15 protein-coding genes are annotated in these 13,708 nt (G+C 44.5%); 7 read left to right on the forward strand and 8 right to left on the reverse strand.

Translation table 11 applies throughout. The features are described from left to right. The first annotated feature begins 425 nt into the window (after positions 1-425). The gene (locus V7L05_RS33465; protein WP_334953024.1) at positions 426-1,148 is read left to right on the forward strand and encodes a hypothetical protein; all 723 of its coding nucleotides are present in this window, start codon (positions 426-428) and stop codon (positions 1,146-1,148) included. 125 nt (positions 1,149-1,273) lie between these two features. Beyond that, positions 1,274-2,185, forward strand: coding sequence for an alpha/beta fold hydrolase (locus tag V7L05_RS33470; protein ID WP_335170577.1), 912 nt, complete (start codon positions 1,274-1,276; stop codon positions 2,183-2,185). Here V7L05_RS33470 and V7L05_RS33475 read toward each other — a convergent pair. Continuing rightward, positions 2,155-2,373, reverse strand: a complete 219-nt coding sequence (locus tag V7L05_RS33475) for a hypothetical protein (RefSeq protein WP_335170578.1) — start codon at positions 2,371-2,373, stop codon at positions 2,155-2,157. The two genes, V7L05_RS33470 and V7L05_RS33475, sit on opposite strands and share 31 nt — an antisense overlap. Before the next feature lie 579 nt (positions 2,374-2,952). Further along, positions 2,953-4,002 carry a tRNA (adenosine(37)-N6)-threonylcarbamoyltransferase complex transferase subunit TsaD gene (tsaD, locus tag V7L05_RS33480; protein WP_335170579.1) on the reverse strand — a complete coding sequence of 350 codons (1,050 nt, stop codon included), beginning with the start codon at positions 4,000-4,002 and terminating at the stop codon, positions 2,953-2,955. 286 nt (positions 4,003-4,288) lie between these two features. On the opposite strand from tsaD, the gene V7L05_RS33485 reads away from it, so the two are divergent. The 4 genes from V7L05_RS33485 (at position 4,289) to V7L05_RS33500 (ending at position 5,911) form a co-directional block, all read left to right on the forward strand. Continuing rightward, positions 4,289-4,783, forward strand: coding sequence for a Photosystem I reaction center subunit III (locus V7L05_RS33485; RefSeq protein ID WP_292762029.1), 495 nt, complete (start codon positions 4,289-4,291; stop codon positions 4,781-4,783). 39 nt (positions 4,784-4,822) lie between these two features. Beyond that, a complete protein-coding gene (gene psaJ, locus V7L05_RS33490; RefSeq protein WP_094339707.1) occupies positions 4,823-4,972 on the forward strand; it encodes a photosystem I reaction center subunit IX in 150 nt (49 codons plus the stop codon). Beyond that, on the forward strand, positions 4,973-5,164 hold the full coding sequence (locus V7L05_RS33495; protein WP_335170580.1) for a hypothetical protein: 192 nt from the start codon (positions 4,973-4,975) through the stop codon (positions 5,162-5,164). 225 nt (positions 5,165-5,389) lie between these two features. Continuing rightward, entirely contained in the window at positions 5,390-5,911 is a 522-nt protein-coding gene (locus V7L05_RS33500; RefSeq protein WP_335170581.1) for a photosystem I reaction center protein subunit XI, read from the forward strand. 409 nt (positions 5,912-6,320) lie between these two features. Here the strand turns inward: V7L05_RS33500 and gmk are convergent, their stop codons facing one another. From gmk to tyrS, 6 genes are all read right to left on the reverse strand, one after another. After that, positions 6,321-6,920 (reverse strand): guanylate kinase, encoded by a 600-nt coding sequence (gene gmk / locus V7L05_RS33505; protein WP_335170675.1) that lies wholly within the window; start codon positions 6,918-6,920, stop codon positions 6,321-6,323. A 502-nt stretch (positions 6,921-7,422) separates the two neighbouring features. Continuing rightward, positions 7,423-7,689, reverse strand: coding sequence for an extracellular matrix/biofilm regulator RemA (gene remA / locus V7L05_RS33510; RefSeq protein WP_073639751.1), 267 nt, complete (start codon positions 7,687-7,689; stop codon positions 7,423-7,425). A 401-nt stretch (positions 7,690-8,090) separates the two neighbouring features. Then, the gene (locus V7L05_RS33515; protein WP_335170582.1) at positions 8,091-8,540 is read right to left on the reverse strand and encodes a DUF29 domain-containing protein; all 450 of its coding nucleotides are present in this window, start codon (positions 8,538-8,540) and stop codon (positions 8,091-8,093) included. Positions 8,541-8,967: 427 nt separating this feature from the next. Then, positions 8,968-9,654: a hypothetical protein gene (locus tag V7L05_RS33520; RefSeq protein WP_335170584.1), complete on the reverse strand. Its 687-nt coding sequence runs from the start codon at positions 9,652-9,654 to the stop codon at positions 8,968-8,970. Then, the gene (gene pyrF / locus V7L05_RS33525) at positions 9,651-10,370 is read right to left on the reverse strand and encodes an orotidine-5'-phosphate decarboxylase (protein ID WP_335170676.1); all 720 of its coding nucleotides are present in this window, start codon (positions 10,368-10,370) and stop codon (positions 9,651-9,653) included. The genes V7L05_RS33520 and pyrF overlap by 4 nt, the downstream gene beginning before the upstream one ends. Before the next feature lie 42 nt (positions 10,371-10,412). Beyond that, on the reverse strand, positions 10,413-11,600 hold the full coding sequence (gene tyrS, locus V7L05_RS33530; protein WP_335170677.1) for a tyrosine--tRNA ligase: 1,188 nt from the start codon (positions 11,598-11,600) through the stop codon (positions 10,413-10,415). 173 nt (positions 11,601-11,773) lie between these two features. Here tyrS and V7L05_RS33535 point away from each other — a divergent pair, with 173 nt between their 5' ends. After that, a complete protein-coding gene (locus tag V7L05_RS33535) occupies positions 11,774-13,699 on the forward strand; it encodes a transglycosylase domain-containing protein (RefSeq protein ID WP_335170585.1) in 1,926 nt (641 codons plus the stop codon). Positions 13,700-13,708: the final 9 nt, after the last annotated feature.

Genomic DNA, 13,708 nt, shown 5'->3' on the forward strand with positions numbered 1-13,708 from the left:
TACACTCCAATTTTTTCGGTTGCTTTCGGGATTTGCAATGGCAACAGCCAGTTAGAGCGTGTTTCACACCAATCATTTTCAACTTTAGCATTTTGTGTAAAGGCTAGGAGAAATTCACCAAAAGGGTAAGGATATAAGCAATTCAAAATTCAAAATGGAAAAACCTAATCCTGGCAATTATTGGTATAGAGCTTAAATGCACGTTAGCTTAGGAGTAAATTGTATACAAGGGATTGGGCATGGGGCAAAACAGTTCCGTTAGCGATAGCGGGGCGTTTAGCCCGTTCCCAGTCCTGAGTGAAGAAGTGAGATTCCCCACTCAGCACGGGCTAAACCCTAGCTATCCGCTAACAGCACTACTTACTCCACCAGTTCCCAACACCCAGCCCCCAGGTGACGAAAGCAAGCGAGTCTTACCCTTAACAATGGCTTCTGGTTTAAAATCTTCAACACTGGAACTCCTAAAGCGCTTTAACCGAGCGTTTCCCCAGTTTTATGAGCAATTCGTCAGCAGTGAGATTCAACTGCAAAATTTGCGGCTAGCCTACCGTCTCTATAAAACTAGACGCGCTGTTATTGAACTGAAACCGGAAGGTAGCAAAAGCGCCTTGCATTTTGCTTACCGCAACCAGTCTTTTCTCCTCAGCGATATTTTTGGTGTACTAGCAGCTTATGGGTTGACCGTACACGGTCTGAGCCTATACGGTCAAATCCGTCCGCCAATGTTAGTTTTTATCAAGCTGTTGGTGTCTCGTGGTAGTAAAGCCTTGACCGAGAAAACCGCAGAAAATGTCTGTCGCGCCATTCGTGAGGCTTTAGGAGGTCGGTTTGAGGTAGAAGAGATGCTGGCAGTAGAATTCAATCTTGACACTGGCTTAGAGCAGGTACAAACAGAGTTCTATGTCGATCCGGTCTTTCATCTCCCTGCCCTAGTGATTGAAGCCGATAATCAACCAGGATTATTTTACAAAGTGATGTACGCCATCTGGCAGGAAGACCTGCTGGTAGTCAATGCCAATTTACTGGTTTGGCGCGGACGTACACGGCTAATCCTTTACTTATTGGGACCAAATGAAAGCCTCATTCCTGAATATCTCGGTCACAAAATTGCTGAAGGAGTGGGACAGAGGTTGCTGGGTAAATTATAAAAGTGAGGAGTTATGAGTTATGAGTTATGAGTTATGAGTTAAAAATTAACAATTCCTCACTCCTAACTTCTAACTCTTCGCACTCCGTATTCAGTCGCACCCACTCTTAGGGGTACGATATAAGTATGGCAACTATTGAAATCTTGGGCGTTCCACACGCATACGAGCTAACGGCTCCCACTACCTGCCCCCATGCTTTAGTATTTATCCACGGTTGGCTAAATAGCCGTGGATATTGGCAACCTCTGATTTCCCGCCTATCAGATGATTTACAGTGCCTTTCCTATGATTTGCGGGGTTTTGGTGAATCCCAGTCCCAGGTAAAAACCGATTTTAGTCGGGCACAAACTTCTCTGAGTCTTACGCCCATCTCTAGTAGTACGGTTGGTTCGCCTTTCGATTCTCTTTATACTCCTGCTGCCTATGCTCACGATTTAGCAATTCTCCTGAAACAGCTTAATATTACCAGTGCTTGGCTAATTGGTCACTCTTTGGGAGGTACGATCGCTCTTTGGGGAGCAGATCAAATACCTGAGTGTGTTAAAGGAGTTATCTGTATCAACGCTGGCGGTGGTATTTACCTCAAAGAAGCCTTTGAGCAGTTCCGCTCGGCGGGTCAGAAATTCTTGCAAGTGCGTCCGCGTTGGCTGTCCCAAGTGCCTTTGATTGATTTGCTGTTTACTAGAGCCAGTGTGGTACGTCCTTTGGAGCGCTATTGGGCACGTCAACGGCTGATTGATTTCGTTGTGGCTGACCCGGAAGCGGCTCTGGGAAGTCTGTTAGACTCCACAACTGAGGAAGAAATCAATCGTTTACCTGAGCTAGTATCCCAATTGAAGCAGCCAGTTTATTTTTTGGCTGGTGCCGAAGATAAGGTTATGGAACCCAAGTATGTGCGCCATTTAGCTAGCTTTCACAGACTGTTTCAATATTGTGGTGACAATGTTTTGGAAATTCCTGATTGCGGACACCTAGCGATGTTGGAACAGCCGGATGCAGTGGCTGATCACATCCGGTCGCTAGTCAAAAGTCTATAAGTTATTGGGCATTGGGCATTGGGCATTGGGCATTGGGCATTGGTGCTTACCGAAAAATTGGGTTTAAAGAGCCCCGTCGTTCTACGACGGCTTTGTATTTGGCAATCGCTTAATATAATCACGCAGAACTTCAGCCGGAGTAATCTGCTTAGATTCGGCATTTGCTTTAAGCTTTGTCCACTCTTCATCTGAAAATCTAAGATTGTATACTTTTGGTCTATTCATTTGTAGCCTGTATGTGCTACACGAATTCTAGCAGGAAAGGTAATCAACCTGTTTAAAAACCTTGTTGCCTAACGGCTTTTCTGTTCCTTGACAATTAAATCTATGCGGTTCTACTGCATTGTTCTAGTTTCCTCCTAGCAGTAGGTAAAAGATTTATACCGAGCGTGACGAGCCAGAATTTTGAGACTATTTGTTTCAAACTAAACAGGACTTGCACGGCAGTTGCAACAAGAGTGGCATAGCCGCCCAACGCACTGCTGGACTCAATGCAACTAGGGTAGGGCATACCCGAAGTAACGCTTGGGGAGAGCCTCACCTCTGGGCTAAGTAACGCAAGGAACCTAGTTTAAGTGATCTTATTGAGCCAAGAATCCCCGTCCATTTATGGCGGGGAGTGTCAAAACTCAATACAGTTCAGTTAAGCATTTCTTCCTTCTCTTCCTTTGCGCTCTTTGCGTCCTTAGCGGTTGGTTAAAAAAAATTGACTTTGACAAAGAGTTAAACCCAAGCGTATTGGGTTCCAAATGACAAATGACAAATGACTACTCAACAGGTTGATACAACTTCATCACCTGGGTCAGCGCTAACCTAGACTCAACGCCCAGTGTGATGGAGGATGTATGACCAGAGGATAGATGGTCAGAGGCGGCACAGCCAATCATGGCGGCGTTATCAGTACAGAATTTCAGAGGTGGGAATAGGACGCGTAGGTTATGTTCAATGGCGGCGGCTTGGAGGTTTTTTCTCAACCCGCTATTAGCTGCTACACCACCACCAACAGCAATTGTGTCTAAACCATAGTCTAGGGCACAGGCGATCGCTCTTTTGGTCAGCGATCGCGCTACGGTTTCCTGAAAGCTAGCTGCTACATCTGCCACTGGCACTTGTCTACCATCTTTCTCTAACTGCTGCACTAAACGCAATACAGCCGTTTTTAACCCACTAAAACTCGTATCATAACGATGAAAACCCCCGCCCGGTAGAGAAACTTTTCCTTCTGGTAGGGCAAAGGCTTGAGGATTCCCCTGTTGTGCCAACTTGTCAATCATTGGCCCACCGGGATAACCCAGCTTTAACAATCGCGCCACTTTATCAAAGGCTTCACCGGCAGCATCATCACGAGTTTGTCCCAATGTTTCGTAATTACCACAATCTTTGACATAAATCAAGCTTGTATGTCCGCCTGAAACCAGTAAGCTAAGGAAGGGGGGATTTAAAGTTGATTCGCTCAAATAAGTTGCGTAAATGTGACCTTCGAGGTGATGAACTCCCAAAAATGGTTTGTTGTGTACCATCGCCAGGGTTTTGGCAGCAGTTAACCCCACCAACAGCGCTCCTACAAGTCCAGGGGCACAAGTGGCGGCAATTGCGTCAATTTTTCCCCAGTCTAGTTGGGCTTGCTCTAAGGCTTGTGCGATCGCAACATTTATCGTTTCCAAGTGCTGGCGAGACGCTACTTCTGGAACTACCCCACCATACTGCTGATGGACTGGAATTTGCGAGGCGACGATACTGCTGTAAACTTTACGATTGTTAACAATTGCGACGGCAGTTTCATCACAGCTTGTTTCTATTGCTAAAACGGTTGCCATTTCTTGAGTGCTAAGTCCTGAGTCCTGAGTAATAGAGAGAAAATCTTGCTTCTTTACTACCCTACAACAACAATTCTTATACTCGGCACGGGCTAAACCCTAGCTATCCGCTAACAGGACTCAGCACTTTATTTTGGTTGAGAAACTTTAACTTTTATTTACTTAAACTTTACTCGGTTCCCACCCAAGAGTATGATGACTACTTAGTTATGCAAATAAACAACTGTACAAGCCGCTTCGTTTTGTACAAAGAACTTTTTGTTTTGTAATAAAAGGAAACATCTCTATGCGACGATTGTTTGCTTTGATGTTAGCGATTTGTCTTTGGTTCAATTTTGCCCCCCCAGCACAAGCTTTAGGGGCTAATTTGACACCGTGCAAGGACAATCCCGCTTTCCAAGAGCTAGCAGCTAATGCCCGTAATACCACTGCTGACCCCGAATCAGGGAAAAAGCGGTTTGAGCGTTATTCTCAGGCGCTGTGCGGCCCTGAAGGATACCCTCACTTGATTGTTGATAGTCGTCTAGATCATGCTGGTGACTTCCTGATCCCTAGCATTCTGTTTTTATATATTGCTGGTTGGATTGGTTGGGTAGGTCGTACCTATCTGCAAGCGATCAAAAAGGAATCTGACACTGAACTAAAAGAAGTCCAAATCGATCTTGGTTTGGCACTACCTATCATCGCCACAGGCTTTGCTTGGCCAGCAGCAGCAGTCCAAGAACTTCTCTCTGGCAAATTAGCAGCCAAGGATTCAGAAATCCCCATTTCCCCACGCTAAATCAGCTTAACTAATTCATTTGTTTTGGAGGCTAAATTCATGGCAGACAAAGGCGATCAATCAGCTTATTTGATTAAATTTATTTCCACAGCACCCGTGGCAGCCACCATCTGGCTGACCATCACAGCAGGTATCTTGATTGAATTCAACCGCTTTTTCCCTGACCTGCTTTTCCACCCACTGCCATAAGTGTCAAACAATTTTGGATTTTGGATTTGCGATTTTGAATTGGCACTACCACAAGGGATGGGGCATGAAGCAAAAAATTCTTTGAATCCAAAATCCAAGTTGCGCTGGAAGGGCATCAAAGGTGCGACCCAAAATCTAAAATTGCTGGTCAAATGGGATTTAGGACAGTTGAATGTCTTGCTTTTTGCCTAATATTGTGTAGTTGATCTATTCAGCTTAGTTAGGCAGAATTATCACCAGAATAGGCAGCAAAAATAGTTTTTTGAAACTCGTGATTCTGTTTACAGATCGCGAGTTTCACAGTCTGAAAACTAGCTAAATTAATTTTTATAAACTTCCTAGCCAAAAGACATCTTTAGCCGCAATTATTATTAATATAAAAATGCCACCATTTTAATTTAGAGGCGAACGTAAAATATGGCACAAGCAGTAGATGCATCAAAGAATCTTCCTAGCGATCCCAGAAATCGGGAAGTTGTTTTTCCCGCATTCCGCGATCCGCAGATTGGCAATCTAGAAACCCCGGTTAATTCTTCTCCCTTGAGCAAGTGGTTCATTAATAACTTACCTGCCTATCGTCCAGGTCTGGCTCCTGCTAGACGCGGTTTAGAAGTTGGCATGGCTCATGGTTACTGGCTATTTGGCCCCTTTGCCAAATTGGGACCACTGCGGGACACAGATAACGCTAACTTAGCTGGGTTATTGGGAGCCATTGGACTGGTTATTGTTCTTACCGGCGCTCTATCTCTGTATTCCAATAGCAATCCGCCCAAAGCACTTCCTAGTGTTACCGTACCCAAGCCTCCGGCAGATGCTTTCAACTCTAAAGAAAGCTGGAACAACTTCGCCAGTTCTTTCTTGATTGGTGGTATTGGTGGTGCAGTAGTTGCTTACTTTTTGACTAGTAATTTGGCACTAATTCAAGGTCTATTTGGTTAATTACTAGGAGTTAGGAGTTAGGAGTTTAAATTCATATAGCGCTTTTCGTTGATATGCAACACACTCTGACCTCTCTCCAAACCTCTCTCCTAAAAGGAGAGAGGCTTTGAATCTTACTCCCCTTCCCTTGTAGGATACTGTTGGCGAATATCTGAGGGGTTAAACCCCCCAGCCCTAAAACCTCGGCTTTGGGTTGCTTTCCCGCCCTGCAATAAATTGCGGGCTAATAGCTAAAGTACGTTGAAACGCACTGAAATTAAAGAAATTAAGATGGATTGGGGCTGATGGGTTAGACCCCCTATCAATTCGCCAACAGTATCCTTGTAGGGAAGGGGCTGTTTTTGTTAGGTCTGTATTAGACTCAATTGAAAAGCGCTATAACTTCTAACTCTTAACTCTAACTCCTAACTTATTTAAACAAAACCGCTTCAATATCATTTAAAGCAATTTCAAAATCGTCATTAACGATTTGAATATCAAATTCATCTGCGGCTTGAATTTCTTCTTTGGCGCGGAGTAGACGACGGGCGATCGCTTCTTCAGAGTCTTGGGCACGAGAGCGTATCCGTTTCTCTAATTCATCAAAGGAAGGCGGTAAAATAAAAATTCTCAGCGCGCTGGGGAAGGAAGCACGAATTTGTCTTGCTCCTTCTAGTTCAATTTCCAGCACTACTAACTTACCGGAATTAATTTGGTTAAGCACAGCTTCACGCGGAGTTCCGTAATAGTTACCAGCAAATTCTGCCCATTCCAAAAATTCATCTTCAGCAACTAATTGTTCAAACTTACTGCGGCTAATAAAGTAATAATTTTTGCCATCGATTTCCCCTGGACGGGGGGAACGAGTCGTCACGGATACTGAATAATATAGTTCCGAATGACGTTGTAGGAGCGATCGCATTAAAGTGCCTTTACCGACCCCACTGGGGCCAGTTAAAACAATTAACCTGCCTAAATGTAAGCATTCTTCGGTAGTAGCACTATTCTGGATCGGTAAAACTGGCATCATCCCTTCAACCTGTGAATCAATCAATCAATAGTTATTATTCATTAGTCTTGTACTCCTGGCCAAGTCCACTAGTACCGCTTCTCTACGAGACGCTACGCGAACGCGTAATTCGTAATTCGTAATTCGTAATAGAGCCTCCGGCACGCTACGCGAACGTAATTACGTTTTAGCAAGGGTTTCAGAGATTACAAATGGGTGGCTTATTTACGCCGTGCTGTACTATTGACTAAATAATTTGTAGCAAGGGTGACAGAAAACTTGTCTAATTCACACAGTACTGTCGATAGGGTACAAACAGAAGTGGGATTGTTAGTCTACTGCTATTGCAGTCCTAAATGATTTATGAACTTTTCTGTTTCTTCTCTTGGCGCTCTTCTCTAGGAGACGCTTCTCTACGAGAGGCTTCTCTTTCAGAGACGCTAACGCGAACGGCAACGCGATAGCGGCGTCTCTAGGAGATGCCAGTTCGATAATTTTCATAACTCAAATAGGATTGCTATAGTCAATTATCTACAGTTTGATGATCGCGGGAAATAACAAAGCGATTCGCTACTGTTTCCGGCTGAATCGCTGACAGAATTACGTGGCTGGAATCTGTGATAATTACAGCTCTAGTCCGACGACCGTAAGTTGCATCAATCAGTTGACCTCTGTCCCGTGCATCGGTAATAATCCGCTTAATCGGGGCAGACTCTGGACTGACAATGGCAACTACTCGGTTGGCAGACACGATGTTACCAAAACCGATGTTGATTAACTGAATGTCCATAAAAAAAAACTGATGCCAAACGCGGTTTGAAAAGCTTAAAATAAACTTATACTCATGTTATCGCCAAAAAACGGGAGTTACAACGCTTAAATTCAAGCCAGCATTCGTTTTATAATAATGTCTGCTTTTTTTTAGCTGTTTATCACCTATATTTCCTGAAAATCTTCCCAAAGACATAGGCTAAATCATACTGATACAGGCTAGTACCGCAAGGCGGAATTCAAAATTCAAGATTCAAAATTTAAAATGAATGCAGCGTAAGTATTTCATTGATTAAGTAGGAAGGCACAATTAAATATAAGATAAAACCTCACCCTCAATCCCTCTGCTTGGTAAGGAGAGGGAAGCCGGAGGCAGAGTGAGGTTTTATATTTAATTTGACCCACTTACTTAAACTATTATCAATAAATAAATGGTGGTAAATAATCCACATCTAAAATTTGCTCAATGCTATAAGGACAAGTTTGCGGAAAACAATTCAATCCACTTTTCTTTTTTGCTTGTCGTAGCGCATCAATGTAGACTTCTTCAAGTACTGTGAGCAGATAGTTGTAGAGGTTTTTAGATTTGGTTAATTTCCTGAGTTCCACCCGAAAATTATCAATTTCCACTTCCCAATGATTTTTACATTCAGGAAGACTCCAATGTTGATATAAAAGCAGATGTTTGAGAAGTTGCAGTAGATAACTTTCGAGCTTGTGTTTCTCTTCATTACCCAATCTTTCAATCTCCTCAATCAAATGATCCCAATCAAGATGCTCTACATCTCGTTCTTGCAGTTGTTTCAACGTACTTTCTAACCACAAGTGATAATCCTGTTCATAGAGAATTTGAGTGAGTATTTTAGACATTATTTAATATTCTCCTAATTTACAATCCCCTTCGGGGCGGGAGTAGGGAGTAGGGAGTAGGGAGTAGGGAGTGGGGAGTGGGGAGTAGGGAGTGGGGAACAGAAGAGAAAACTAGAGATAGAAAACTTGGTTTTAAGCCTCGCCTCACATCTTGCACCTAGCCCTAGCGATTAGAAATCGCGGCTATACAAACTCTCCTCCACCTCCGTGGACTAAGAGGAAATCAAGGGTTTTTAACAAGTTCGGTGGGTTTAAGTCCCCCGGTTCAAAAAATAAGCAAGTTTTGGGTCGGGGTCTGTCTTGCAAAGTCGCTCCTCTTAGGGAGACCCCAAGACCGCAATGCAGCGCTAAATCCCCGTCACAAAACTTAATTACGAACGCGAGTGCGTGCCGGAGGCTCTATTACGAATTACGAATTACGAATTATTTAATGACGCACACTTCCCGCTTGACAATCGCGTAACCAAGCTTTAACCGCTTGGGCAACGGTACCGTTACTACTATCGCGTGGCGGGGATAGTGGCTGCTGTGCTGAATGGGAACCCGCTTGAGAAAACATCATCACTAGTTGCCAACCACTTTTAGTTTTAGTCAACAACAGCCAGTGAAATTCCTGCAATTCTACCGCTTTCTTTCCGATGTACTGCCGCGTTAAGGTAGTAAAGAAAACTTGCTCAACTCCTAATGCAGCACTTTTAGGCGCATCTGCACTATATTCTTCAAGGTTAAGGGGCAGAGGAGTAAACTCAGGTCTTCCTGCTACTAGCATATAACTGTAAACATCACCGCTTCTACTGAGGCGGCGGGCGCGTTGACTGGCGCGATTGGTATAACTAGGTAAATCTTGAAGTAGCTGTATAGTTAATATTTCTAAATTTTGCTCAGAACACAAAGACCTCGGCCCACTGTTGACATTTTCCCTTTCTGCGATCGCAAAGGGTTTAGTGGTGAGATTTGTCGAGAACGCTGGGTAAGCAAGGCTATTTGATACTAAAACCCAGAAGCCACAAGCTAAAAGCCAACTATAATTTTTCTGACTGAGCGAAGAGTCCAGATTGTTCTCCCCGACACCCTGCACTCTGTCCCCCAGTTTCTCACTGACTCCTAGCTTCATGCCACCGTGCTTAACTCCTCAGAAATCCTCTTCCAGGCTAACTCCGGCTCAGTAGCAGTAGTGATCGGACGCCCAATCACTAGATAATCTGCACCAGCAATGATTGCTTGCGCTGGAGTGAGCGATCGCTTTTGATCACCTTTTTCTGCCCAAGTTGGTCTAACCCCCGGACAAACAAGCAAAAAGTCATCTCCACAAGTTTGCCGTAGCTGTGCCACTTCTTGGGGCGAACAAACTGCCCCATCTAATCCCGCCTCTTGAGCCAGCAGTGCCATTTCTAGGGCGTATTCTGGTAATTCTAGAGGAATCTTTAAATCAAACGCCAACTGCCTAGCAGAAATGCTCGTTAACAAAGTAATAGCAATTAACTTCGGCGGTTTTACACCCGCTTGGGCAGCCCCTTCCTGTGCCGCCTCTGTTGCAGCTTTGAGAGCATCTTTACCAGAGGCAGCATGAATTGTCAACAAATCCACCCCGTAACTAGCTGCACTACGACAAGCGCCAGCGACTGTGTTCGGGATGTCGTGAAACTTTAAATCTAGGAAAATGCGCTTTTGCCGGGACTTTAACACTTCCAGAATTTTCGGGCCAGTGCTGGTAAACAACTCTAAGCCGACTTTCCAGAAACCGATTTGCGGAAGTTGATCTACAAGAGCGATCGCACTTTCCACATCCGACACATCCAAAGGCACTATAATTCGTTGTTCTACTTTCATTTGCAATTCCCCACTCCCCATTCCCTACTCCCCACTCCCCATTTAAACTAAACGCACAAACTTATTTTTCCCAACTTGTAAAACCTTACCTTGTAACTCGGCGGGATCAGCAAAAGTCGTATCAACATCAGTAATGCGATCGCCATCTAAGCGCACTCCACCTTCTTGAATTTTCCGCTTTCCTTCCCCAGTACTTTTGCACAAACCAGTGGCATTGAGAATATACGCTAACTTAGTCGGAAATTGCGGCACGCCAGCGAGAGCAAATTCTGGAACAGCACCTTCCTTGCCGCCACTTTGGGCTGCTTCTTTGGCTTCTTGGGCCGCTGTTTCGCCGTGGTACTGTTTGACAATTTCCGATGCTAGAAGTGTTTGGCGATCGCGGGGATTTTCAGGTAGTTTATCCAAAGGTAAATCCGTCAACAGTTCAAAATACTGTGACAGCAGATGATCGGGAACTCCTTGTAACTTTTGGTACTTTTGTCCGGGATGTTCCGACAACCCAATATAATTACCTAAAGACTTGGACATTTTTTGCACCCCATCCGTGCCAATCAAAATTGGCAGCAGCATTCCAAATTGGGGCTTTTGACCAAAATGGCGCTGCAAATCTCTGCCCACAGCAATGTTAAATTTCTGATCAGTCCCTCCTAATTCCACATCTGCCTCAACTGCAACCGAATCAAAACCTTGCATCAACGGGTAGAGGAACTCATGGATAAAAATCGGGTTCTCTTTTTTATAGCGATCGGCAAATCCTTCCTTCGCCAACATCTGCCCCACCGTCATCGTCGAGAGTAACTCCAAAATTTTCTCTAAGTTTAGGCCAGACAGCCATTCGGAGTTATAACGCACCTCTAACCTTCCTGGTGTGTCAAAATCCAAGATAGGACGTACTTGATCGAGATAAGTCTGAGCATTTTGAGCGACATCTGCTTCTGTAAGCTGACGACGCACCTCAGATTTACCAGTCGGATCGCCAATGCGTGCGGTAAAATCTCCAATAATTAGAACTGCTATATGACCTGCATCTTGAAACGCTCGCAGTTTTCGTACTGGTATGCTATGACCGAGATGAATATCAGTACCTGTAGGGTCAATCCCCAATTTGATCCTCAAAGGTTGGCTTGTAGTTACCAAGCGCTTTTCTAGACTTTCATTGTTAATATCAACTGGTTGTGGGAAAACTTCTACTACACCACGACGCAGCCAAACAAAATCTGGCGTCATACTAGAAAATCCACTGTTAGCTATATTTTGCACACTAGAAGTTAAGTTGGTTATATTCACTGGCAATTTATCCGCTTTCTCATCTGCCAAACTACTATAATTGCAAAAAATTAACCGCCTTGCTTCGCTCAATCAATTACAGTTAAATTTACAAGTGAGGAAGTGTAATAGCCGTGTCGTCGTCTAGGACTTTTGAAGATAAGCAGCCACAACGTCGGGCTTCATCAGGTTTTGAGTTTATGAAAGGAGTCGGTCAGGTAACTGGCGGTACTCTGCTTTCAATCACCATGCTGGCAAGTTCCATTGTAGCCGGAGGACTGGTTGGTTTAGCGATTAGTTTCCGTAATTTGCCAGATGTGAGACAGCTACGTAACTTCTTTCCCTCAGAAACGACTTACATCTATGACGTTAAGGGTAAACTTTTAACGAGTATCCACGGGGAAGCCAACCGGGAAGTCGTACCCCTAGATAGAATTTCCCCGAATCTCAAACGGGCAGTATTGGCAAGTGAAGATAACCACTTTTACGATCACCACGGTATTAACCCCGTCGGCGTTGGGCGGGCTATAGTAGTTAACGCGACAGCGCATGGAGTCCGAGAGGGTGGCTCTACCGTCACCATGCAATTGGTAAAAAACCTGTTTTTATCTCGCAAACGTGTCTTTACCCGCAAGTTAGCAGAAGCGGTACTGGCAATCCGGTTAGAGCAAATTCTCAATAAAGACCAAATTTTAGAAATGTACCTCAATCAAGTTTATTGGGGTCATAACAATTATGGTGTACAAACCGCAGCCCGCAGTTACTTTAATAAGTCAGCAGAATATTTAACCTTGGGTGAGTCGGCCATGATGGCGGGTTTAATCCAAGCACCTGAAGAATTCAGCCCGTTTGTGAGCATGAAGCTGGCAAAACAGAAAGAAAAAGAAGTGCTGGGACGGATGCTGGAATTGAATTGGATCAGCCAGTCAGAGTACGACGACGCCCTCAAGCAAGAAATCAAACTTGGTAGAATCAAATCCTTTCAAGGTAGTGCCCTACCCTATGTAACCAATACCGTAGCGCAGGAGTTAGCTAAGAAGTTTGGGCGTGAAACACTACTCAAAGGTGGGATGCGAGTTCAAACTACAGTTGATGCCGACTTCCAAATGATGGCAGAAGAAACTGTCAGTAAGTGGCATAAATCACTACTAGAGCAGGGATTATCTAAGAATCAAATGGCCTTGGTGGCAATTGATCCGCGCACACATTTTATCAAAGCACTGGTGGGTGGTATAGATCCTAAGACCAGTGAATTCAATCGTGCAACTCAATCTCAACGCCAGCCCGGATCTTCCTTTAAACCGTTTGTATATTATACGGCTTTTGCTAGTGGTAAATATACGGCGGACTCAACGGTAGTCGATGCCCCAGTTAGCTATCGAGATGGTAACGGTTGGTACTCTCCCAGAAATTATGATGCGACTTTTAGGGGAGAGATGTCGATCCGCACAGCCATATCCCAATCGCGCAACATTCCCGTGATCAAGGTTGGTAAGGCTGTGGGGATGAATAGAGTCATCGAAACCTGCCGTACTTTGGGGATTATGAGTCCAATGGAGCCTGTGTCTTCCTTGCCACTTGGGGCAATTGGTGTTACTCCTCTGGAAATGGCTAGTGCCTATGCTACCTTTGCAAATTATGGCTGGCAATCTCCACCAACTGTAATTGCCCGTGTCACCGATAGTAGTGGTAACGTGTTGCTAGATAATACCCCGAAACCCCAGCTAGTTCTCGATCCTTGGGCTTCGGCAGCAATTATCGATGTGATGCGATCGGTCATCTCTGATGGTACAGGTAAAGGTGCTGCGATCGGTCGTCCAGCCGCCGGGAAGACGGGAACAACATCATCAGAAAAAGATATTTGGTTTGTTGGTACTGTGCCACAGTTAACAACTGCTGTCTGGGTAGGGAGAGACGACAACAGACAATTAGCTGACCATGCCACAGGTGGTGTTCTGGTTGCTCCCATTTGGAAAGATTTTATGCAGAAGGCACTTAAGAACGTACCAGTAGAAAACTTTAAGCCACCTTCTCAGTTTTCTCGTCCCAAGTCACAATAATTTTAGATT

It is taken from the genome of Nostoc sp. (assembly GCF_036917755.1).
GTDB lineage: Bacteria > Cyanobacteriota > Cyanobacteriia > Cyanobacteriales > Nostocaceae > Nostoc.

Excerpts from the sequence above, each read along its gene's own strand:
- V7L05_RS33465 (WP_334953024.1), top strand. The coding sequence starts at position 426 with ATGGCTTCTGGTTTAAAATCTTCAACACTGGAACTCCTAAAGCGCTTT.
- V7L05_RS33470 (WP_335170577.1), top strand. The coding sequence starts at position 1,274 with ATGGCAACTATTGAAATCTTGGGCGTTCCACACGCATACGAGCTAACG.
- V7L05_RS33475 (WP_335170578.1), bottom strand. The coding sequence starts at position 2,373 with ATGAAGAGTGGACAAAGCTTAAAGCAAATGCCGAATCTAAGCAGATTA.
- tsaD (WP_335170579.1), bottom strand. The coding sequence starts at position 4,002 with ATGGCAACCGTTTTAGCAATAGAAACAAGCTGTGATGAAACTGCCGTC.
- V7L05_RS33485 (WP_292762029.1), top strand. The coding sequence starts at position 4,289 with ATGCGACGATTGTTTGCTTTGATGTTAGCGATTTGTCTTTGGTTCAAT.
- psaJ (WP_094339707.1), top strand. The coding sequence starts at position 4,823 with ATGGCAGACAAAGGCGATCAATCAGCTTATTTGATTAAATTTATTTCC.
- V7L05_RS33500 (WP_335170581.1), top strand. The coding sequence starts at position 5,390 with ATGGCACAAGCAGTAGATGCATCAAAGAATCTTCCTAGCGATCCCAGA.
- gmk (WP_335170675.1), bottom strand. The coding sequence starts at position 6,920 with ATGATGCCAGTTTTACCGATCCAGAATAGTGCTACTACCGAAGAATGC.
- remA (WP_073639751.1), bottom strand. The coding sequence starts at position 7,689 with ATGGACATTCAGTTAATCAACATCGGTTTTGGTAACATCGTGTCTGCC.
- V7L05_RS33515 (WP_335170582.1), bottom strand. The coding sequence starts at position 8,540 with ATGTCTAAAATACTCACTCAAATTCTCTATGAACAGGATTATCACTTG.
- V7L05_RS33520 (WP_335170584.1), bottom strand. The coding sequence starts at position 9,654 with ATGAAGCTAGGAGTCAGTGAGAAACTGGGGGACAGAGTGCAGGGTGTC.
- pyrF (WP_335170676.1), bottom strand. The coding sequence starts at position 10,370 with ATGAAAGTAGAACAACGAATTATAGTGCCTTTGGATGTGTCGGATGTG.
- tyrS (WP_335170677.1), bottom strand. The coding sequence starts at position 11,600 with ATGACGCCAGATTTTGTTTGGCTGCGTCGTGGTGTAGTAGAAGTTTTC.